This is a genomic window from Mycolicibacterium doricum (genome assembly GCF_010728155.1).
Lineage (GTDB): Bacteria > Actinomycetota > Actinomycetes > Mycobacteriales > Mycobacteriaceae > Mycobacterium > Mycobacterium doricum.
This window is the reverse complement of the sequence record NZ_AP022605.1, coordinates 1114342-1135961: the sequence shown is the minus strand read 5'-3', so window position 1 is coordinate 1135961 and position 21620 is coordinate 1114342. Positions and strand designations below refer to the sequence as shown.

At 65.6% G+C, this 21620-nt stretch carries 24 protein-coding genes; 6 read left to right on the top strand and 18 right to left on the bottom strand.

The features are described 5' to 3' along the window. Positions 1–8 precede the first annotated feature (8 nt). The 13 genes from G6N07_RS05650 to G6N07_RS05590 all read right to left on the bottom strand — a co-directional run bounded on the left by G6N07_RS05650 (position 9) and on the right by G6N07_RS05590 (position 9802). Entirely contained in the window at positions 9–1076 is a 1068-nt protein-coding gene (locus G6N07_RS05650; protein WP_163784118.1) for a Gfo/Idh/MocA family protein, read from the bottom strand. 91 nt (positions 1077–1167) lie between these two features. Next, positions 1168–2511, bottom strand: a complete 1344-nt coding sequence (locus G6N07_RS05645; RefSeq protein ID WP_163784114.1) for a DegT/DnrJ/EryC1/StrS family aminotransferase — start codon at positions 2509–2511, stop codon at positions 1168–1170. Positions 2512–2723: 212 nt separating this feature from the next. Continuing rightward, positions 2724–3107 (bottom strand): DMT family transporter, encoded by a 384-nt coding sequence (locus G6N07_RS05640; RefSeq protein ID WP_197913016.1) that lies wholly within the window; start codon positions 3105–3107, stop codon positions 2724–2726. A gap of 49 nt (positions 3108–3156) precedes the next feature. Next, entirely contained in the window at positions 3157–3477 is a 321-nt protein-coding gene (locus tag G6N07_RS05635; RefSeq protein ID WP_085191963.1) for a DMT family transporter, read from the bottom strand. Between the two features lie 35 nt (positions 3478–3512). Continuing rightward, positions 3513–3974, bottom strand: coding sequence for a tRNA-specific adenosine deaminase (locus tag G6N07_RS05630; RefSeq protein ID WP_235849826.1), 462 nt, complete (start codon positions 3972–3974; stop codon positions 3513–3515). 29 nt (positions 3975–4003) lie between these two features. Further along, complete coding sequence (locus G6N07_RS05625) at positions 4004–4612, bottom strand: DsbA family oxidoreductase (protein ID WP_085191965.1); 609 nt, start codon at positions 4610–4612, stop codon at positions 4004–4006. 90 nt (positions 4613–4702) lie between these two features. After that, entirely contained in the window at positions 4703–5110 is a 408-nt protein-coding gene (locus G6N07_RS05620; RefSeq protein ID WP_235849827.1) for a MarR family winged helix-turn-helix transcriptional regulator, read from the bottom strand. Between the two features lie 103 nt (positions 5111–5213). Next, positions 5214–5987 carry a maleate cis-trans isomerase family protein gene (locus G6N07_RS05615; protein ID WP_085191967.1) on the bottom strand — a complete coding sequence of 258 codons (774 nt, stop codon included), beginning with the start codon at positions 5985–5987 and terminating at the stop codon, positions 5214–5216. Beyond that, positions 5987–6670: a transglutaminase-like domain-containing protein gene (locus tag G6N07_RS05610; protein ID WP_085191968.1), complete on the bottom strand. Its 684-nt coding sequence runs from the start codon at positions 6668–6670 to the stop codon at positions 5987–5989. Before G6N07_RS05610 ends, G6N07_RS05615 begins: the two co-directional genes overlap by 1 nt. After that, complete coding sequence (locus G6N07_RS05605) at positions 6667–7776, bottom strand: acyl-CoA dehydrogenase family protein (protein WP_163784112.1); 1110 nt, start codon at positions 7774–7776, stop codon at positions 6667–6669. Before G6N07_RS05605 ends, G6N07_RS05610 begins: the two co-directional genes overlap by 4 nt. Before the next feature lie 13 nt (positions 7777–7789). Further along, on the bottom strand, positions 7790–8164 hold the full coding sequence (locus G6N07_RS05600) for an ectoine synthase (protein WP_085191970.1): 375 nt from the start codon (positions 8162–8164) through the stop codon (positions 7790–7792). A gap of 4 nt (positions 8165–8168) precedes the next feature. Beyond that, a complete protein-coding gene (locus tag G6N07_RS05595; protein ID WP_163784111.1) occupies positions 8169–8438 on the bottom strand; it encodes an acyl carrier protein in 270 nt (89 codons plus the stop codon). A 2-nt stretch (positions 8439–8440) separates the two neighbouring features. Continuing rightward, positions 8441–9802, bottom strand: a complete 1362-nt coding sequence (locus G6N07_RS05590; RefSeq protein ID WP_085191972.1) for an AMP-binding protein — start codon at positions 9800–9802, stop codon at positions 8441–8443. A gap of 497 nt (positions 9803–10299) precedes the next feature. On the opposite strand from G6N07_RS05590, the gene G6N07_RS05585 reads away from it, so the two are divergent. Then, positions 10300–10524 carry a hypothetical protein gene (locus G6N07_RS05585; protein WP_085191973.1) on the top strand — a complete coding sequence of 75 codons (225 nt, stop codon included), beginning with the start codon at positions 10300–10302 and terminating at the stop codon, positions 10522–10524. Positions 10525–10782: 258 nt separating this feature from the next. Here the strand turns inward: G6N07_RS05585 and G6N07_RS05580 are convergent, their stop codons facing one another. Continuing rightward, a complete protein-coding gene (locus G6N07_RS05580) occupies positions 10783–10977 on the bottom strand; it encodes a hypothetical protein (RefSeq protein ID WP_133055552.1) in 195 nt (64 codons plus the stop codon). Between the two features lie 190 nt (positions 10978–11167). Between G6N07_RS05580 and G6N07_RS05575 the strand changes: the two genes are divergently transcribed. The 4 genes from G6N07_RS05575 to G6N07_RS05560 all read left to right on the top strand — a co-directional run bounded on the left by G6N07_RS05575 (position 11168) and on the right by G6N07_RS05560 (position 15058). Then, the gene (locus G6N07_RS05575) at positions 11168–12691 is read left to right on the top strand and encodes a TnsB C-terminal domain-containing protein (RefSeq protein ID WP_308214548.1); all 1524 of its coding nucleotides are present in this window, start codon (positions 11168–11170) and stop codon (positions 12689–12691) included. 220 nt (positions 12692–12911) lie between these two features. Next, the gene (locus G6N07_RS05570; protein WP_235849829.1) at positions 12912–13463 is read left to right on the top strand and encodes an AAA family ATPase; all 552 of its coding nucleotides are present in this window, start codon (positions 12912–12914) and stop codon (positions 13461–13463) included. Continuing rightward, a complete protein-coding gene (locus G6N07_RS05565) occupies positions 13456–13620 on the top strand; it encodes a hypothetical protein (RefSeq protein WP_163784108.1) in 165 nt (54 codons plus the stop codon). The genes G6N07_RS05570 and G6N07_RS05565 overlap by 8 nt, the downstream gene beginning before the upstream one ends. Continuing rightward, the gene (locus tag G6N07_RS05560) at positions 13613–15058 is read left to right on the top strand and encodes a hypothetical protein (RefSeq protein WP_133055553.1); all 1446 of its coding nucleotides are present in this window, start codon (positions 13613–13615) and stop codon (positions 15056–15058) included. The genes G6N07_RS05565 and G6N07_RS05560 overlap by 8 nt, the downstream gene beginning before the upstream one ends. A gap of 635 nt (positions 15059–15693) precedes the next feature. On the opposite strand, the gene G6N07_RS05555 is transcribed toward G6N07_RS05560, so the two are convergent. Genes G6N07_RS05555 through G6N07_RS05545 form a run of 3 tightly spaced genes read right to left on the bottom strand, consistent with a single transcriptional unit; the run spans position 15694 to position 18314 of the window. After that, the gene (locus tag G6N07_RS05555; protein ID WP_085191976.1) at positions 15694–16359 is read right to left on the bottom strand and encodes a hypothetical protein; all 666 of its coding nucleotides are present in this window, start codon (positions 16357–16359) and stop codon (positions 15694–15696) included. Next, on the bottom strand, positions 16356–18008 hold the full coding sequence (locus G6N07_RS05550) for an alpha/beta hydrolase (RefSeq protein ID WP_085191977.1): 1653 nt from the start codon (positions 18006–18008) through the stop codon (positions 16356–16358). The genes G6N07_RS05555 and G6N07_RS05550 overlap by 4 nt, the downstream gene beginning before the upstream one ends. 15 nt (positions 18009–18023) lie before the next feature. Next, complete coding sequence (locus G6N07_RS05545; RefSeq protein WP_085191978.1) at positions 18024–18314, bottom strand: hypothetical protein; 291 nt, start codon at positions 18312–18314, stop codon at positions 18024–18026. Between the two features lie 285 nt (positions 18315–18599). On the opposite strand from G6N07_RS05545, the gene G6N07_RS05540 reads away from it, so the two are divergent. Further along, positions 18600–20951 carry a putative transposase gene (locus G6N07_RS05540; protein WP_133055554.1) on the top strand — a complete coding sequence of 784 codons (2352 nt, stop codon included), beginning with the start codon at positions 18600–18602 and terminating at the stop codon, positions 20949–20951. Between the two features lie 266 nt (positions 20952–21217). Here the strand turns inward: G6N07_RS05540 and G6N07_RS05535 are convergent, their stop codons facing one another. Further along, complete coding sequence (locus tag G6N07_RS05535; protein WP_404822152.1) at positions 21218–21577, bottom strand: 6-pyruvoyl trahydropterin synthase family protein; 360 nt, start codon at positions 21575–21577, stop codon at positions 21218–21220. Positions 21578–21620 lie beyond the last annotated feature (43 nt).

Sequence of the window (21620 nt, the reverse complement as noted above, 5' to 3'; positions counted from 1 at the left end):
GTGGCCCTTCAGGAGGCGTAGCGTCGCTTACCGACAGCGGTGCCGAGGTTTTCGATCGGAACGGCGACTCCACGCCACGTCGCGGAAGCTTGTGCCGCAGCGACGGTTCGAATCAATGTCATCTCCGCGGCCTGCTGTTCGGCTGGGGCCGACCCGGCTGTCAGGGCATCGATAACCGCTTGAGCCTGTAGCAGGTGGCACTGCTGTGTGGACGGCAACGGGTCGAGCTTGCGCGCAGGCGATCCGTCCCGAGAGAACAGCGTGGGTGGATTTCGGTTCGCCCACAACTGATCGTGGGTGGTCGGGAGCTGGACATGGATGGAACCGAGGGTTCCGTAACATGCGATCCCGCAGTCGTCGACTGCGTCGACGTGCGGTTTGTCGTAGGCGACGTGCGCCTGCAATTCGACGCCCTTATCGTCTCGAACGGTGAGCCGGGCCACGTCCTCGCTCCTCCAGCCCGGACTGATCCGCCAATCACGCGCCTGAACGACAAGCTGGCCAGGATCGAGGAATTGCAGTGTCTGCGAAAGCAAGTGTGGGACAAGGTCTCCGCGAACACCTAAGCCGCGACGCGTGAACTCCCGTCGTGAGGCGGGATGCCCGGCGCGCCGCAGCCACCATGCGTCGACCCAATACAGGTCTCCGATCAACCCGTTGACGATCTGTTCACCCAACTTCGCGAGCATGAAGCGGCGCTGATAACCAACAGCCAGGAGCAGCCCGACCTTGTCGGCGTGCGCGAATAGGTCTTCGGCAAGCGCCACGTCGTCAGTCAGCGGCTTCTCGCACAACACATTCCAGCCGCGATCCAGACATTCGACCACCACCGGTCCGTGCGCGAAGTCGGGAACACACACCACCGCCAGGTCGATCCCATCCTGATCGATATCCGCGGCCTGCGGATACACGGCGATCTCGGGATGCGCAAGCCGGAGTCGTTCCGCCTTGTTCGGGTCAACTTCGACCAAAGCGACAACCTCTGTCGAGGGCAGCGCCAGTAGAGCTTCGAGATGCCGGGGAGCCACGGCCGAGGAAGCCCCCACGATCGCGACCCGCCTGATTGTGTCGGTCACTTCTTCTCCTCGATGGCCGCACATACCCCTTGCAGCCCTTGATGTTTCGGGTAGAGAACAGCCACGGGCCTCAGGGCCACAGGCCGGAGAATCAGCGTGTTACGGCCAACTGAGGGGCTCGCATTCGCAGAACGTCGGTAGCCCGACCGAAGTGTTCCGGGAAGTCGCGATCCAGAAGCACCGCATGCTCGAACGCGATGGTGCTGTTGAAGAGCGCATGCGCATTGGACAGGTCGAAGCGCCGCGGATCCAGCGCCTCGTAGAACTCCTCCGACCAGCGATTGGCCGGATCGGCCTGTGGCTGATAGACATCCGTCTGGTCCAGCGGCTCGTACAGCCTGGTCACCTCGCAGTTCACCAGATACCGGTAGCCGTCGATGATCTGCGTCAACGACAGGCCGCCGAACCCGGCGAGCGCGATCCGGCCCAAAACCTTGTAGGTCACCTGCTGATCCACAAACGGTTGCGCCGCCATCGGAATCACGCCGTCCAACGTGGCCATCGTGGCCTCGAGTTCGATCAGCACGTCTTGTTTGACCGGCAGCTGCTCGAAATAGAAGCGACGCAGCTGTGCTCGCAGCAGGGCGGCCTGCACGGAGCTCAGCCGTTCATTGCCGGATTGGAAGGGAACTGACTCGCCGAGTCTGCGGCCGCAGGTCGTGATCGAGACCAGCTGGTCGACGAGCCATGGGTGACGTGTCGTCACCATCCCGCCTTCGCCGGAACCGATCGACTTCGATGATTGAAACGACCAGGTTCCGAAGTCGGCGACCGACCCCGCCGGGTATCCCCGGATCACTCCGCCGTGTGCATGCGCACAGTCCTCGATCGAGATCACACCGTAGTCGTCACACAACGATCCGATCGCCGGCGTATCAACCATCCGGCAGTACAGATGCGGAAGGATCACTGCGACGATCTCGCGGCCCTGATCAGCCGCCAACGCCTGCTCGACTGCGGCAGGGTCGACCACGCCGGTCAGCGGGTCGACATCGACCATCACCGGTATCAGTCGACGGTCGATCGGCGCGCCCAGCGTTGCCTGCCACGTCATGCTGGGCACCAGCACCTTGCCGCCCGGCACAATCGGGCGTTTGCCGAGCCGCTCCGCCCCGACGGCCGCGGCCATCAGGGCGACGACGATCGCGCGGGTGCCGTTGGCGACCGGCACCGCATGCGACGCACCCTGGAAATGCTCGAACTCCGCGGCCAGCCGTGCCTGCTCCACCCCCAGGCCTTCGCTGACGGCCGTCCGCACCTCGACGCCTGGCAGCACCGGTTGCCCACCTGTGCTGTCGAGTCCCCATCGACCCGACCGCAGCACGGGGACAACGAACTCTTCGTCGAGTTCACCGACGACCGGCGTGCTCGGGGAGGTCCCTAGATCGCGCACCGGCGGCCCGAGAACGGACGAGATATCTACTGATTCAGCCAAGACAAACCCCTCCACCGCGATGGTCGATCGACAGCACGAACTCCCAGCCGGGAGTTGACAACCCGGGCCATCAACCGCGAAACCTGTTGAACAGCAGCACCTTTGGCGCGATCTTGGACACGCTTCCCACGAGCGCAGGGTGGGCACACTGAAACAGCGGGTTAACAGTATGCGTACGTTCTCGTTACCTGACCGAACAGTCGCGCCCATCCTCAAAGGCCGATGCGGTCGGTTTCGAGTGCGGGGCTGTCGGCAAGTTTGAGCCAGATGACGCCGGCGATGATGACGGCCAGGAACACCGCCTGGATCAGGGTCAGCGGTTGATCGAACAGGTAGACGCCCAGGACTGCGGAGCCGACCGAGCCGATGCCGGCCCACACGGCGTACCCGATGCCCACGTCGATGGTCTTGAGAGCGAGGCTGAGGAAGAACAGCGTCAGCAGGAAGAACACCACCGCTACGAGTGACCAGCTCAGTACGGTGAACGCTTGGCTGCCTCCCACGCTGAGCGCGTAGCCTATCTCAAACATTCCGGCGAGCAGGAGCATGAACCAGCCGAAGCCCTGTTTCGTGTCGTTCTCGCGTGTCGATGCCATGCCGTAAGCCTTTCTGCATGATAGGACTTGGGGAGTTGACTAGCGGGGTCTAGGCAGCGCCGCTAAGGCGCAGTCCAACGACACCCCCGATGACGAGGACGATCCCGAGAACCTTCTTCCAGTTCAGCTTTTGGCCGAACAACACCGCGCCCAGGACGACGATTCCGACGCTGGCGATGGAAGTCCAGATCGCGTAGCCGACGCCGACGTCGAACGTCAGCAGGGCGAGGCTGAGGAAGTAGGTGGCGATGCCGCCGCTGATGAGGGTGGCGACGGTCCAGCCCGGTCGGGTGAAACCGTGCGCGTTGCTTGCCGAGATGGCCACGGCAACCTCGAAGATCACCGCGATCCCCAAATAGAGCCAGTGCATCGGAGTTCTCCTTTCGTGCTTTTGCAGGCAGGTTGTCAGCCGGAGCTGTGTCGGTCCAAGCTGTGTCGGTCGAGGTAGCGTTCAAAGGGCTCCAACGCGGTGCTGACGGGAAGGGGCGTGACGATGTCGGCGACGTGGGTCCGGTCGATGCCCAACGCGGAATAGCTGCGGCGGTAATCGAAGCCCCATCTGGCGACTGTGTCACTGTCGACAGCAACATAGATCCGTCTGATGCGATGCTCGAGCGCGAACTCGTAGCACAGCCCGCAAGGCTCGCCGGTGGCCAGCAGCGACATGCCGTTCAGATCGGCGAGCCCGCGCTGCCGGAGCATGGCTCGCATCGCGACGATCTCGGCGTGCGCGCTGGGGTCTCCGGTTTTCTGAACCTGGTTGACGCCGTAGTCGGAGACGTACCCGTCGTCGGTGAAGACAAGGCCGACGAAAGGTAGTCCGCCGGAGCGGACGTGGGCAATGCTGAACGCGACCGCGTCCTCCATGAGCCGGGTCAGCTGGTCAGGCGACCAGCTCATGAGATGGCCGCCGTGCGGGCAAACTCGTCCACCGCGGCTTTGAGCTGAGTCGCGTCGTGGACGCCGGACAGCAGACGGTCACCGATCAGGAAGCTCGGCACCGCCTGGACCCCAACCTGCCGGACTGCGTAGGTCAGGTCGTCGGCGTGGCGGTCGGCTCGTTGCCGGCTGGTCAGGGCGGCCTCGACGTCCGACCGGGCTAAGCCCACCGAGGCCGCCACGTCGATGATCACCTCCTCTCGCCCGACGTCGCGATCGTCCTGGAAGAACGCCGCGAACATCGCGTGCGAGTACGCTTCGGCGAGCCCGCGCTCGGCCGCCAGCTGCAACACAAGAAACGCCTTCTCCGTGCGCGGCTGCGGGGAGATCGTGGGCAGTGAGATCGGCACCCCCAACCGGCGCGCCATCGGATACACCGACCTGTTCCACACGGTCGGCAGGTAGTCGTCCTCCGGCCGAAGAGTCGGTACCGGGTCGGGCCTCAACTCGAACGGCCGGATGTCGGCCACGACGTCCCGGTCGCGCTTGAGTTCCTCGATCGCTCCCTCAGCCAGGAAGCAGTACGGGCACACGTAATCCACGAATACGCTCACCTTGGTGGTCATCGACCTCAACTCCTAATCACAATATTTATGTACATGCATGTTCTTCACTGCATGTCATTGGCATGTTTGCGTTACCGTTCCTTGGTGTGATTACGCCCAGAGGTGTGCACCGATGGCCGCGAAAGCCATGCTCAGCTGCCGAGGCTCCAATGCCGGGCCGAGGGCGGCCACGTCGTCGAGAGTCTCCACGACCTTGGCCTCGAAGGGCTCGCGCAGCTCCTGCACCAGATCCAGACCCTTCTCGGTGATCACCGCAAACACGCCCCGACCGTCGTCAGGGCACGTGTCGCGGTAAGTGAGCGACTTGGCCTCCAGCCGTCCGAGAAGCCTGGTCACCGAACTCTGGTTCAAACCAACCTGCTCGGCCAGATCGTGGATCCGCAGCTCGCGCTCCGGCGCTCCACTGAGCAGAAGCAGGGCCCGATACTCTGTCAAGCCAAAACGGCAGGTGTCTGCAAGCCACTTGCCGAGTCTGGCATCCACGGCCGCGGCGAACATGCTGATCTGCGACCAGGACAGACTCACGTCGCGGGCTGACGACCCCACCCCGCTCAGTGACTCCATGTACATACAACAACCCTAACATAGGCGGGGCCTCCCGTCACGCGCTAGCGAAGAGGCGGCCGTAGCCGGCGATCCGTCCCCGAATCACCGACCCTTGCAGACACGACCAGACAAGGACTTGGTTGGCGGTCAGGACCGTGACACCCAGCTTCCGCTCGGCCTGATTGATCGCACCGACGGCTCGCTGACCGTTGCCCGCGACGAACACCGCGCGCGCTCGCGTACGCTCTACCAAGCCGCGGATCGCTCCGGCCATCTTGGCAGGCGTGATCGCCTGCGGCCCACCCTCCGGCCCGCAGGGAGTTACCGAGATCACGTCGAGGCCCTGATCGGCGAAGTACGCGGTGCCGGCCTCGCACAGTTCGTCGTCGAACCACGACGGGGCCATGACCGCGATTCGCTCGAGTTGCAGCGCCTGACTCGCCGCTACCGCCGCGGTGCCCGTGGTGGCGAGCCTGACCCCGTGACTGATGTGGGCCAAGCGGGCGAGGAGTTCATTCTCGCCGGCGGCACCTACCTTGAACGACGAACTGGTGAACGCCAGCCCGATCGCGTCAAGGGGGGCACTGGAAAGGCTGGCGACGGTCTGATCGATCACCTCGGGCTGGATGAACTGCAGAACCGGGTCGTGGGCAATCTTGTCGTCGATGTGCCCACCCGGATGCATCGGCGAGAAATCCACTCGGGCCCCGTGAACGGTGGCCGAGTGCCCGGCGAGAATGGCTTGAGCCTCGGCTTCCGGACCGATGTCGGCGTGCGGGGTGACGAGCCCGAGTTTGAACTTCGCGTCCCATCCGTCGGACTTCCACATCAGTCGGCGCTCCTTGCGCAGTCCTGCCCCGCCGGGGCGCGCAGCGCGTGCGACGCGGGTGTTCTGCCCGACGCCACGACCATGCGCGGGTGCTTCTCCCGGATCACCCTCAAGATCTCACGCATGTCCGGGTTCGGATACCAGCGTTCCCTCCCGCGGTACTGCATCCGAGAGCCACCGCGATAGGGCTGGCGCACCGAATCCCTATGCGGGTCGAAACGCAGCACCTCGATTCCGTACAGACCGCACAGCAACGCGTTGAAGATTGGGGCGGCCTTAATCCACCGCCCGTTGAGGTAAATCCGGGCATACCAGTGCAGGAATTCCGCGCCACCCACGAGCTCCAGCATCGCGCTGTCGGCGACGTGATTGGTCACGCTGTCCGAGCAGAGGATCGCCGGCACGCCAAGCTTGCGGCAACCGGTGACGAACAACAGGCTCTTGTGCAGGCAGAACCCGACCCCGTGGGTGGCCACAGCCGAGGCGCTGAGCTGCTCATGCAAGGGCACGTTGAAGACGTTGTAGTCGATGCCATCCCGCACGGCGTCATGGAGCCGTTCGACCGCCCCCGCCATATGCGGTGCCCGATAGCAGCCGGCATCCTCCACAAACAAGCGCACGGCCGAGTGGTGGTAGTCGAGCACGGCCGACGCAGCTGTCGCCTCTTCGATGTCGAGCGTCATGTTTTTACCCCCATGATGGTTGCAATCTTGGTGCGCAGGACGTCGTTCGAACCGGAGTAGATTGCCCCCGGAACGGCGTCGAGAAGGTCTGCGCAGTAAGGCTCGGTGGTGAGGTAGCCGTTACCTCCCCGGATGCGGATGCTGTCAAGCGCGCACACCGCATGCGCCTCGCTGATAAAGATCTTCGCGGCCGCCACGGGTATCGTCACGTCGCAGAACCCGTCGATTCTGGCGGCGACTGACTCCAACAACGCTGCCCCCAGCTCGATCGCGATCTGGGAATCCACGAGGCGGTTGGCCACCAGCTGGTTCTTCCCGATGGGCGCACCGAACTGTGTGCGGTGGTTGACGTAACTGACCGACTCCTGCACGGACCGTTCCATCTCGCCGATGTTGGCCGCGAACGCCAAGAGGGTCTCCCGCTTCATTACCTGGTCCATGATCAGCATCCCGGCTCCGGGGTGCCCGACGCGGTTGGCCTCGGGCACCTCGACCTCGTCGAAGCGCACCTCTGCGATCGGCGAGCTGCGCAAGCCCGCGGTCGGCATCGGCGCAGACACCTCGACCCCGGGCCATCCCGTCTCCACCAGCAGCGCCGACACGCTCTCCGCGCGTCTTTCACTCTCTGTCTTGGCGTACACGACCAGCGTGGAAGCGATCGGGGCGTTGGTGATGAAGCGCTTGGCCCCGCTGAGAACATAGCGATCACCTCGCCGGGCGGCCGTGGTGGACATGCTGAGCACGTCCGAGCCGGCACCGGCTTCAGTGATCGCGTGGCCGCCGATCGCCTCCCCGGATAGTGCCGCAGGCAGGTAGCGTTCTTGCAGCTCCGTTCCGGCGAATGCCTGGAGGGCGAAGATCGTGCTGGCCAGTTGCGTCACCGCCGAAAAGGTCAGACCCCGGTCGGGGCTGGCCTGCCCGAGTTCACGCAGGCGGGTGGTCGCCTCTACGAGCCCGTGGCTGCGTGCCGACGGTGCAAGCACTCCGAAGAGCCCGGCAGCCGCAAGCTCCCTCCACACTTCGGGACAGAACTTCTCGCGTGCCCCGGCAGCTCGGTCCTGCTCGCGGAGATGTTTCAGCAGATGCCGCCACCGTTCTTCCTCCATCGCTGCCACTCCCTCAGTACGAGCTGAAGCTGGCGTCGGAGAGGATGTGCTGCTCATCTCCGCGGATGGGCGGGGTGAACACGCTGATCAGTTCCATATCCTCGTGCTCGCACGCGCGCAGATAGTGGCGATCGTGTTGGTCGAGGGCGTAAAGAACGCCGGGCCTGAGCTTGATGATGTTGCCTTCGAGGTCCGCGACGCTGCCAGACCCCTTGATGCAATAGCAGGCCTCGAGGTGACGGCGGTACTCGAGCTTGGATTCGGTGCCCGCACGTACCAGGGTGTGCGCAAGCGCAAATCCCATGTTGTCCGAATCGACCAGCAGCCGGTGGCTTGTGCCGCTTCCCCACTCTACAGGCGTGACGTCGTCCTTGGATCTAGCGAACATTTTCTTATTCCCCTTTCTCCAACTGTGTGTCCGTTCGGTGTGCATCGATGAACTCCGCGATACTGAGCGGGGTTCTGAGTTGTTCAGGATCGATCGCCAACGAATTGATCGGAACGCGAAATGTCCGACCACACCATCCGAGCAGCTGCACGGTACTGACGCTGGTAAGAATCCCGGTAGCGTTGAGATCGATATCCTCAGGGAGCTCGTCCGGTCCGATATCGGGGGCAAAGGTTTCCGTGATGTACCACTTGACATCATTCAACGTCGCCATAGTCATGCCTTTTCAACTTCGGCCATAATGCGCTCAAGATTCGGTTTTCCATTGCCGTTGAGCGGAAAGGGCTTGTCGAGCAGGTGCAGCCGATTTGGGATCGCATAGGGAGGTAGTCGACGGCTCAGCGCGAGACGTAGTGCCATCCCGGACACCTGCAGCCCATTGACGGGTTGCGAGCAGGCCAGGTGAAGTTCGTCGCCCGCGACTGAGGAGCTGATCCAGGCGCACGCGGCCCGCACGGGGCCGATAGCCGAGGCAACCTTTTCGATCTCGTCCAAGTTGATGCGCTGGCCACGGAGCTTGACCGTGCGGTCGGTGCGGCCGAGATACCGCAACTGATCGCCAACACGCTCTACCCGATCTCGCATGGGGTAGAGCGCTCGCTCGCCCCATGCCTCAGCCAGCGGTTCGATCTCACCACCCGAGATGTAGCCCTCGGCCATCCACGGGGTTCGCACCAGCAGCTCGCCGGGTAATCCGTCCGGGCAACGATCCCAAGGTTGTACCGAAACCCCATAATCCAGAAAGACCTCACACCCTGCGATGGGGAGCCCCAAGGGCACGTCGTCTGCGGTCGCGAACGTGGCCGCCGCTGCTGTGTAGATCAGGCAATCGTTAACCTCGGTCGACCCGTAGACATTGTGGAACCGCGCCTTGGGAAACAGAGTGGCGGCAGCCCGACGCGTCGCGGCTGCCGCCACTCCGCCCGTGACGATGACGTCGCGGACACCGCCGAACGACCTGCCCTCAACGGCGTCGACAACGACATCAAGCGTCGAAGGAACCGTCTGGAGGAACGTCACGCCGTGATCGCTCAACAGGCCGGCGACGTGCTCGCGTTCTTGAAACCGTCGCGGATCTGCGGCGACCACCACACCGCCGGCAGCGAGCACAGCCCACGTGTCGAGCAAGGAGACATCGAAATTCCAGGGGCTCAAACTCAACGACACCGTGTCGGCCCCGAAACCGAAAAATCCGGCACCCCAGCTCATAAACCGCTCGATCCGAGACACCGCAAGGGCAACGATCTTTGGATGGCCCGTCGACCCCGACGTCGGCAGCGCGAGAATGCCTTCCCCTCCATCGGCTCCTGCCGTGCGCGCCCGAGTCACCAGGCCGAGCTGTTCCCGTACCTCGTCGACATAGTCGCCACCGCTGGCCTCCGGGACCAGCGCCACCACCTCGCCCCGTCCCAACCGACCCACAGCGAAGCTGAGCAGCTCAGCATCCTTGGCCGCCCGCAGAACCACTGGCCCCGACTCGGACCCTAAGATCCGCTCACCAGCGGCGAATCCGCCGATGACGCGGTGTACCGCACCACTGACGTCACCGATCACCAGACCTGCGCCGTCCAAACCCATTCTGATTCCCCCATCGCCGACACAGCCGCGGTCTACGGGCGGTCACGGCCACTGTTCCGACTGCGAATCGATCCAAACGTAGGTTAACCGCATGCATGTGCATACAAGGGGAAGCCCAGTTTAAGGGTGGGTGCATTGTGCCTTGATTGCCGTAGTTGGCCCCGCGCGCTCAAACCACACCTCGCCGCCCATCTCTGGCCTGGAGAGTCGTGCTCGCCGACGAAGACCGCACCGCACCGCCCGAGAGCCCGCGGAATCAGCCGCAAATACCTCTTGTGGCGATGAAGGGGCGGGGCCTCCGCTCTCGTAGCGTTCCCGGCGGATGCGGGGGTGTTCACGTTCCACAAATCATGGGAGGCCCCTATGAAACGAGTATGACGGCAAGCAATTCGTTGGGATCGATCTGCATCGGCAGCGGTCGGTGATCGTGCGTCGGACACTGAGTCCGGTGAGCACGTCTCGGCGGTCGAGGACGCCGGCGCGCCTCCTCGCGGGCGATGCTCGACGCCTTGCTGGCCGGCGAAACCGATCCGGCGGCCATGGCCGAGCTCGCCAAGAAACGGATGCGGGTGAAAGTCCCGCAGCTGACCGAAGCACGCGTTTCTGACCCGCATGCACCTGGACTTGATCGACCAGCACACTGCGGCCATCTGAAGTCGAAGTCACGCCAGACCCGGCAGCGCAGGAAGGATGATCGTGGCACAGTCAGCCCGAAGTTGTGAGAAGCCCGCTACACCAACTGGATCGCTCTGCACCGAATGGGAGGTGGACCAAGGCATCGCATCTCGGGTCGTCTACAAGCCGGAACGGCATCCTGTCGGATGCACGGCTTGCGTCCATATCAGCGCGATTCAGGTCGAAGACGGCAGCTTCGAAACCGCTCACGAAGCTCCACACATATACCTCGATTGCCACCCCGACTCCGGACTAACAATTGAAAACGCGCGTGCTCTCGCGCCGATACTCATCGAGTCCGCCGCTCAGCTCGAGGGCTGGATTGAGATATTCGGTGCCGTCACCAATCCCGGAGCCAACCGATTATCGATCCTTCGCTGCCGCGCATCAGCATCACCGAACTGCGCCGACATTTCAGCCGGATCATCGGTGAAGCGGGGACACTGCCCGGCATAGACCACCCGGTCACCGATCCGCAGCACGCTGCGCTGGCCGTTCACCGGACCTCACCCGCCGCTACTTCCGCCAGATCCGCCGCCACTCGCGCCACTTCTGAGGATTCCCGCGGGATTGTCAGTAGCATTTCCCGTTTCGATGTCAGTGCTTGCTTCTTCGTGATCGAATACATGCGTTCGAGTACCCAGCGAGGTGTTGGGAGGCCAGCTGGTGGTCGATGCGGGCGCACGGGCGCTGCGGCATGCTGCTGCGAACCGGCTTGCGGCGTTGGACGAGCGCGGTGAACTGACGAGCGATCATGTGCGGTTGAGCGCGCAAACATTGGCCGTCGCCGAACGAACGGTGTGGCGCTGGTTGGCGACGCGCCGGGCCGGGGTCGGGCCGGTGCCACGACGACGGTTCCGACTCGATGATGAACTACGGGTGCGCCTGGCGTACTGGCACGGCAATGTAATGGCGCTGCATCGGGAGTTGGTGGCCGCCGAGAAGGGCGGTGGCTCACCGGCACCGAGCAAGTCTGCGTTGTATCGCGCGGTGGAGGCCGATATCAGCGCGGGCGATCGCGCCGGGCTCCGTGCCGGGGAACGGGCGCGCAGGAGATTCGACGTACAACGGCCCCCGTCGCACCGCAATGCGGCATGGGAGGCCGACCACGTCGAGGCGCCCGTCCAGGTCGACGCGGACGGGCGACTGGTCAAACCGTGGGTGACCTGGTTCATCGATGCCGCCCACGACGTGATCCTCGGTGTGGCGGTGACGCCGCGAACCCCGAACCGGGAGAGCGTGCTGGCGGCACTGCGGGCAGCGGTGATGCGGCGGGAGCCGTACGGACCGGCCGGGGGCCTGCCTGCGGCGGTGCGCATCGACCGGGGCAAGGACTTCCTGTCCCGCACCGTCACCGACGCACTGGGCGCGTTCGCGGTGCGGGTGGACGACCTACCGGCCTACGGTGCGCATCTGAAGGGCACGGTGGAGACGATCAACGGTGCAGCCGAGAGGATGCTGTTCGCAGCCCTGCCCCGTTACACCCACCGGCAGACACAGGTCAGCGGCGCCCCGGTCGATCCCGACCAGCCGCCGCTGTCGTTCGAGGCGTTCACCGCCGAGGTGCTGGGCTGGGTGCGGTGGTGGAACACCGAACACACCATTGCCGAACTCGGTGAACGAACGCCGATGCAGTCCTGGGACAACGACCCGACCCCGATCCACGACGCCGACGAGACCCGATTGTGGATGTTCACCCTCGAAGACGACCGGAGAAACCGCACTATCACCACCAAGGGCGTCGCGTTCGGCCGCGGCCGCCACTACATCGCCGACTGGATGGTCGGGTTGGTCGGGACCGGGGTGCGGATCCGGTACATGCCACACCACACCGGCGAAATCGAGGTGTTCGACGCCGCCACCGGCACGCATCTGGGCACCGCGGTACTCGCCGATGCCGCCTCTGCCGAGGACCGCGCCCGGGTGTTGCACGCCCGCACCCGCAAGGCGCGCCGGTTGCGGTCGGATCTGGCCGCGGCTGAACGGGAGCGGCGGGTCCGGTATGCGGCGTCGACGGTGCCGGAACCGGCGAAGCGGCTCGATGCGCTGACGACGGCCGAGGCCGCCGCGGTCCTGGCCGACGAACACGATGCCGACATGGTGCGGTGGGCGCGACCGGATCTGATTCCCCTCGACCCGCCGCCGGCGAACTGGCGACTGCCGGTGGACCCGAACGAGCATGCACAACCCAACCGAAACGGGGACCGCCGGTGACAAGGACACCCCGCAACCCGGGCCCGGATGTCGATGGCGCCCAGGCCGATCACTTCCTCGGGCTGCCCGGGGCGCATATCGTGGCCACCGACGCGCTGATGTTGACCCGCGACAACATCGCCGACGTCATCGAGGCCAAGGCGATGATGTGCGTGCACGGCGACGCCGGCGTGGGAAAGACGTTGTCGGTCAACGCCTCGCTGCGGACACGGTGTGCCGGGTGCAGTTCCGGGCACGGCCCACCCCGCGCGATATCCGGCATACTCTCTTCGACGCGCTCGGCGTCGCCGGAGTGCCACCGCTGCGCCCAATCGAGTTCGACCAGACACTCAAGACCGTGTTATCTGAGCGGTTTCGGGTGCTGGTCTGCGACGAGGCTCAGTGGATGTCGCGGGAATGCTTCGAATACTGGCGGCACCTGTGGGACGACCGGCGCACCGACATCGCGATCGTGTTCGTCGGCGGCGGCGATTGCTACCACGTGCTCTCCCGCGAACCGATGCTGTCCAGCCGGGTGTACGTGTGGCAGGAATTCCGTCGCATGACCCCCGAACAGGTCCTGCGGGTGATTCCGGCGTTCCACCCGGTGTGGGACCACACCGATCCGGACGTCCTGTCCTTCGCCGACGCGCACGCCGGCCACGGCAACTTCCGGTCCTGGGCCAAGCTGACCGCGCACACCGTCCGCGCACTGCAACGCCTCGACCGCGACCGAATCGACCGTGAGGTGCTGGGCTCGGTATTCGCGAAAATGTCCGGCCGCAGTGGGTGACATCGCCTACACCGACGTGCAGGCCGGGCACGGCAACTTCCGGGCCTGGTCGAAGATCACCTCCCACGTCGTGAGGGGCCGGGCCCGCCTGCAGCGCGACGTCGCGGGACCGGGACGTTCTGCGTGGGTGTTGCGCCGGCTCGGCGGCAGTGCCTGACCGGCCTGACCAGGCTGACCGGCCGGGCCGGCCGGTGGTGCGGGTGCTGCTGGATCCGGGTGATGAGGTGCGGGTGAGCGTGGGCCTGCTGCAGCGTCACGACCCGGCCGGGGGCCTGGTGGTCGTGCATCCAACCCCGGGGCTGTGCGGCCTGGCCGCGCTCGCCCATGACGTGCTCGCCGCGCTGGGGCGATCGATCTGCCGGCTGAAGGCCGAACGGCTGGTCGGGTCCGCGCGGGCTGGGCGGGCGGTGGTGGCGTGGCTGCTGGCCGACCAGATCGAGGACCTGGTGGTGCTGCGCGCCGACCGGCTCTCGGCGGCCGGCTGGGACTGGCTGCTGGCGGTGTGCCGGCGCAGCGGCACCCGTCTTGTGCTGATTTGCCACGTCCACGCCGTCGCACCGGCCCTGGCCGACGTCCTGGAGGGCACCAGCCACGAGATCCTCACCGACCTGGGCACGACCCTGCCGGGCCGGCCGGGCCGGCCGGGTCGTGCGCCGGCGGCGATCCACTCCGTGCTGGCGCCGGCGCCGCAGGCCGTCGATCTGCCGCTCTACGCCAACGAGCAGATCCACACCTACCGCAGCGCGGCGCCAGCGGCGATCGGCCTGCGGGGGTTCCTGCAGACCGACGCGGTGTACCAGCAGGGGCGGGCCGCGGCCGGCGCCTGGTTGGACACCCACCTCACCGGCGCGTGGAAGGTTCTCGACATCGCGCAGGTGCAGCTGTTTTTGACCGAGCTCGTGCAGGACAGCCCGACCCGCAATCACAGCCTGGCGCGGCTGCGGGGCGCCCAGGGTGGTTTCCGGGCCCGCAGCTTCGACCTGAAGCTGCCCCCGGGACAGCTCATGGTCACCGGCCAGCTGACCGGCCCGGGCCTGGACGGCGGCGCCGCTGGCCTGAGCGTGGCGGTCCTGCAGCGGATCCGGGCCGGTGTCGCCCACCCGACGATCGGGGCCGGGATCGCGCTGAGCCTGCTGACCCAGCTGCCGATCCTGTTCCTGCACAGCCTGCCCTGGGAGGCGCTCTCACCGGACAACCACGCGCTGCGCCTGACCTGGTTCCCGCAGTACGCCACCCTGGTTCCGAGCAAGTTCACGATTCGCCGGCATCACCCGATCACGGCCGTCTTCCCCGTCCCGCCCGCCGTCCGGCCGCTGCTGCAGGCGGTCCGCTGCTTCGCCGCCGAGTCCGACAACACCACGGGGCGGCTGTTCGCCTCGACGAGTTTCACCTTTGAGCGTATCGGCGCGGCCGCGGCGCACTGCAAGATCACGCTGCCCGATCAGCACCGCCACCGGGCCGCGAATCTCCTCCAGACCTGGCAGTCACACGTTACTTGCACGTACACCCCGTACTTGGGCAGCAAGTTCGACACCAGGTTCATCGCGGATCAGGCCTTCGCTCCCAACCCACACGTGCAGGCCGCCTCGGCGTAGGGCTCGAGCAGGACGGTCATCGTCATCACCAAGGGTGCCGCCGATGTAGTCGCGTACGCGCCACGCGGTCTCGACGACCAGCCCACGGCGGCCAATGCTGGAAGTTGTCGTCCCGGCAGCCCATGTCCATGAGCCGTCTCGCCGACCTGCCCCACGAGTGCACGGGTCGTCGGCTTGCCTGAGCCGTTGGGCGCCGTGGCGCCATACGATCACCGCCCCGACGCCAATGACTAGAGCACCCAGAAGCATCAGGATCCTCACCGATCAAAAAACCGAAGAGGTTCAGACTTTCCTTGGTGATCGATGGGTTGCTATGGAGAGCATCCTTCCTTCCGAAGCCGGCAGGTGGATTCCACCGACAGACCTTGTCGATATCCTCGAAAAGTAGTATTTCTTCGCCAACTAGACTTCATCCTCGGGTCGATCGAGTCCGACGATCCGGTTGGAGAGCACGTCCTTGATCGCAAAGGGGCCGAGCTTGCCTTCACGGTGCGATGCCCAGTGCTATCGCTGAGCCACAACCGATTGGCAGATCCCTTCAGCGGCGCGTTTTCACTTGCGAGCGGGTGGACCCTTTCCGGCAGATAAGCCGTCAGCAGCCGGACGAGAAGCGGAGGCGGCGAGGCGGGCGGGCATCAAGTAAGATCAACCACGATCGGGAAGGGAATCCCGTCGGTCGCGATTTCACCGGGAAAACATGGAGACGAACCGCTCAGGGTAGGTGCGTAGGCCGGGCGCCCGGCCGCCACGATCTGCAGTCGGTAACCGTCTGGGCCGTAGCCGAACTCGTTCGGCGTCCTGAAACCCTCGCGCTCGTAGACGTACCAGCCCCAACTGCGCCAGATATCGCCCGTGCGCCTGATCATTGCATCGAGGTTCGTCCCCGGCGGAAACTTGAGATCGCCCGAGGTGTGAAACCGGGTTGGGGCGCTCTTTGGATCTTCGGGCTCATCTTCGCACCAACTGTTGTGACCGGCGCTTCCGTAGCGTGTCGCGTCGAGCACCGTGCCCGCCGGAAGTTCACGCAACGTGCGCGTCAAGTAGTCCATCAGCGCGTCTTGCGCCTGCTGTTGGCTTTGCGGCACAGCGTCTTTCGGATTCCATCCGAGTGGCGGCGGCGGAGCAGATGTCACAGGCGGACCTCCAATATCGGTAGCGCCGGTGGGCACGGGCGGGCCGAGCGGGCCGAGCGGGCCGTCGTCGCTGCAACCCGCGAGCAGTGCGACCAAAAGCACGAGGTTTGAGACACGTCGAAGCGCATCGGGGAATCGCTTGCCGGTACCAGGACGTTCGCCGGTCATGGCACGACCTTTGGTGGGGGCATCCCGGCAATGATGGCACCCATGTTGGCGAGTGCGGGATTGCCCTCGTCCCAGTAGCTGTTGTGTGCGCCCACAGACGGCAGATTCAGAATGGGCGGTCCAGTTGAAGGGCCTGGTGCGGCTGCCAGCTCGACGGAACCGAAGCCGTCCCATGTCGGATTCGGCCCCAGGGAGGCACCGGCGACGAGGTGAATGATGTCGTGCTGGGCGCGCGTGGCGTAGACCTGGCCGCCCGGATCGAGGTTGAGTTCCGAGGCATGGCCCACCATCATGCCCGGACTGCCGACACCGATGACGTTCTCGACGGCCAGGTGGTGATCACTGGCACCGGCGGCGCCGACCAGGGTTGAGCCGTAGCTGTGGCCGATCACCGTATCGATGGCAGGTGGGACGCGGTCACTGTGGGAGGCCTGCACGCCGTCCAAGTAGGACTCGAGCGCACCGGCGCCGCCGGTCGCGTAGCTGGAATCGGCGGCTTGGCCGAGGTCCATCGGCCGGTCATAGCCCATCCAGGTGGTGACGGAGACATCAGCGCTCGTCAGGCTCGGATCGGCGTCAAGGGCGGCGTTGAACATATCGAGGGACTTGCCGTCACTGCCCGTGAAGGCGACCATGTCCTGTCCGGTGCCGGGGACCAGCGTTGCGTTGCGGATCGCGGTATCCGGGTTGCCGATAGACACGGCGGCATGGCCTTGGTCGTCGATGAGGCCGAGGAAACGCGGTACGCCGTCATTCCGGTTCAAGGTGTCCGTCACCGCTTGGTAGCCGTCGAGTTTGTGGGTAGCGCTGTCCCACTGCTGCTTCCAATCCCGCCACTGGCGGTAATTCTGGTAGTCGCCCTTCGGGTTGGGCACCGCGCCGCTCGCCCAGGCGGGGTGCTCTGCCCGTAGCCGGTCAACCTCGGCTTGCGTGGACTGCGTCAGCTCGCCGAGGTGCCGCTCGTTGAAGAGGTTCCGGTCAACAAACGGCATGCCCGGATGGTTGCCGATGCTGTGGTCCTGCCGGTACAGGTACTCCTTTTGTTCCAGCGACAGCTTCTCCCACAGATCGTTGAACTGCTGCGGGTCTTCGGGAAGTGGCCGCGAGAGCGCGTCCTGCAGTGCCGGGTCGTTGGTGTGCGGAGAGTCAGGTATCGGCGCATCGCCGGTCGCCATGGCGATCGCCTGGCTCAGTTCCTGGTCGGCGCGCACCGCGTCCGCCAGGATGGCATCGAGCCGCGGTTGCAGCTGCATTTGCTTGAGCATGACTTCCATTGGGTCAGCGCCTGCCGCGCCCGGCCCCGGCTCGATGGTGTTGCTTACCGGAACGACCACCATGCCAAGGCTTTCCGCCTCTGCGCGCAGCTGCGCGAGGTCCGTCTTGACCTGCTCGTCGTCGTCGGCGGCTCGGCCCGCCGCCTGGGCAACCGCCAAAGCCTCTTGCCCGTGCGCGTCGAGGTCCTTGCGCACCCCATCGACCGCTTCCTTCGCTGCCGCCGACGCATCGCCGCCCCAGGTGCCGAACGCAGGCAACTCGGCAATGCCGTCGGCCGCCTCGAATGCCGCCTCGGCCCGGCTACGAGTGGCATGGAAGACTTCGCGCACGTCGCCGGCGTCCCAGCGGTCAATCTCCTCGACAGAAATGGTCATGGTCAGGGCCGGCAGCTACAGACCGAGATTGTCTGCGGTCACCTGGTCGCCCACGCCAGCGATACGTGCTGCGTTGTGCGCATCGGTTTGCGCGTAGCCGAGCGCGGCCGTCCGCATCGCCTCACTGAGCTCGACGAACCGGCCGAAGAGCGCCGTCGTGTCAGCTTGCCACTTGGTCAGCGCACCGGCGAGTGCCGTTGCGGCCTGCGCCGGTACACCGACCTGCGCCGCCTCGACGCGGCTATCGGCGGACCCATGCCGTAACCATAACTCGTCGCCATGGGCATCGACCGTGGACGCCGACACGTGAAGGTCCTCGGGTACTACGCGAACTGCATTCGGCAATTGACCCCTCCCTCATGCCGAGCAAACCGTAACTTCAAGATAAGAGTACCGGCGAGCGCACGGTAAGAAGTACGACAATATCCGGGTGCCTTACCCCAGGACTCCTGACATGGAGCCGGTGCCCGGTCGGTAATTCTGTGCTCTGATCTGCTCATTTCCGGTGTGTCACGGCGCGGTTCCCGCCCGCGATGTCCAATAATAGATAGACCGATTCGGCGACTTCGAGAGTGGTGGATGATGGCCGTGATGACCACGCAGCCGCCCCTGCCGTTGGCGCCGGGCGACGCGCGCCCGGTCGGCACGGCCGCGGCGATGGTCGAGGACGACGACGGCGGCCGGGTGTTCGTGCACGGCAATCTGGCCTACGCCTGGGACGCCGGCGACACCGCGGCGCGCCGGTTCGCGGCGGTGTCGCTGATCCGGATCAAGGCCGCCACCCAGCTCGAGGCCGCCGAAGCGTTCGCGGTGAAACCGGCCACCGTGCGGCGCTGGGACACCCAGCTCACCGATTCCGGTGTGGCCGGGCTGCTCGCCGAACGCAAAGGGCCCAAACGCAGGTCGAAACTCACCGCCGACACCGTCGCGGCCATCCACCGGCTGCGCGGCGGCGGGGCGTCCTACCGCGCCATCGCCGCCGAAACCGGCGTGTCTAGGGGCAGTGTCCGCAACGCGCTCGTGCTCACCCATGGCGGCCCCCGTACCGAGGAACCGTGCCTCGCAACGACTTCCGATGCCCCTGTCGAGCGCGAGCCCGAGCCCGAGGCGGAGGTCGAGGCGGAGGCCGAGCCCGCGGTGGAGGCCGAGGCGAAGGCCCAGGCGAAGACCGAGGCGAAGGTGGAGACGGGTTGCCCCGCAGAGGTTCCCGATGATCCTGCGCGGGTGCCGGTGTTGGCGGATCCGGTCGACCGCTCTGGTGAGCGGGCGTTGGCGGCGTTCGGGTTGATCGGCTACGCGGCACCGGTGTTCACACCGTGTGCGCGGGCCCCGCTGGCCGGGCTGCTGCTGGCGCTGCCCGCGTTGACGGCGACCGGGCTGCTCGAGTGCGCGCACACCGTCTACGGCGATTTCCCGAACGGGTTCTACTCGCTGGATACGATGTTGTGCGAGAGCGTGTTCCGCGCCCTGCTCGGCGAGGCTCGCGCGGAGGGCGCCACCCGGATCGACCCGTCCGCGCTGGGTCGAGTGCTCGGTTTGGACCGGGCGCCGGAGGTGAAGACGATCCGCCGCAAGATCGGGCTGCTCGCCCAGGCGGGCAGGGCCGGCGACTGGATCGCCGCGACGGCGGCCAGGCATGTGCAGGCCCGGCCCGAGCAGGTGGCGGTGTGCTATGTCGACGGGCATGTGCGCGCCTATCAGGGCACCCGTAAGATCGCGAAAACCCATGTGCCGCGGTTGAAGTTCCCCGCCCCGGCCACGGTGGAAACCTGGGTCGCCGACGCCGCCGGGGACCCTTTGCTGGTGGTGATGGCCGAACCCGCCGCCTCGCTGGCGTCGGAGCTGCGCCGGTTGATCCCCGAGCTGCGTGCGCTGGTCGGCGACGACCGCCGCGTGCTGGTCGGGTTCGACCGCGGCGGCTGGTCCCCGACCCTGTTCGCCGACCTGGACGCGGCCGGGTTCGACACCCTGACCTGGCGCAAAGGCGCCACCGCCGACATCGCCGAGCACGAGTTCGCCGAGCACACCCACACCGACGAGCACGGCCGCACCCACACCTGGCGCCTCGCCGACACCGGCGTCGAGCTGGCCATCGCCGAGGGCCCACGCGCGGGTGAGGTGTTCGCGATGCGGCAGATCAGCCTGCACGACGCCGCCGCGGCCCGCCAAATGCACATCCTGACCACCCGCGCCGATCTCCCCGCCGCCGAGATCCGTTACCGGATGGGGTCCCGCTGGCGCCAGGAGAACCACTACCGCTACGGCCGCATCCATTTCGACCTCGACTCCCACGACACCTACCGCGCCACCGACGACGACGCCAACCGGATGGTGCCCAACCCGGCCAAGAAGCCCGCCTACCGCGCCGTCGAAAAGGCCCGGCGGGCACTTGATCTGGCCGAAACCGCCAGCGACGCCGCGCTGCTGGCCGCCCACTCGCCGCAACCCGGAACCTCGGTGGTGCTGACCAACGAGATGATCAACACCATCAACGCCGACACCCACGCCGCCGAAGCCGCCCTCGACGCGGCGCTCGCCGCCCACCAGGCGATCCCGGTCCGAGTCCCGCTGTCTCAGGTCAACCCCGGCCAGCAGGTCCTCGACACCGAAACCAAACTGATCCACCACGCCATCCGCATCGCCGCCTACAACACCATGCGATCGCTGGCCCGGGCGATCCTCACCGACACCGGCTACACCCGCGCCGACGACGAAGCCCACACCCTGATCCGCACCGCGCTGGCCGGCTCCGGCGACATCATCCCCGACCACGACACCAACACCCTGCACATCCGACTCGACCCGCTGCCCGCACCCCGGCACACCGCCGCCATCGACGAACTCTGCGAACTGCTCAACGACACCCACACCGCCTACCCCGGCACCGGCCTGACCCTGCGCTACAGCATCAAATTCCACCGACGACCGCACACCAATTACTGAGCTATGTCAGGAGTCCTGTACCCGTGAGCGCCCAGGGCGAGCAACTTACCGAACACGACACGTCGAAACTCGCCGCGGCGCCGGGGATCGTTATTACGACACCTGGCTGCACTCAGGCAGATCTGGCAATCCATGACAACAGGTTGCCGATCCGCGTATTTGGGTGTGCACCCGAACGTTTCGCGATCGCAGGGTTGAAGTCAAGATGGAATTGCACGGATGAAACGAAACGGTACCTGTCAGCGAGTGAATTTCGCCGACACGCATTAAGGCCCAAGTGAGAGCAGCACTGTGTTTTTGGCGCTCTCGCGTACCTCAATTCGGCTGATTCGGACGCGGCCGGATGTCTCAACTTCGACGATGGGCGTCACGGCGTCATGTATCCACCTAGCCGAACCTTCGAGGCTTGTGTCTTCCATCACGCGCAGGTTGGCCGCCCCCAACGACGCTAACCGCTCGAACTCTTCTCGCAATGGGTCGTCCTGGGCGACCAGGACCGTGTGGTCGAACTGCATCTCCAACAATGCCTTGATCGACTTCATCGAGGAGAAGTCGATGACAACGCCAGCACGATCCAAGTTAGAGGCCTGGAACTGGATTTCGACGCTCCGGGCGTAACCGTGCAGCGACCGTAGTCGCTGCGAGCCACGCCAATTAACAATTAACGGT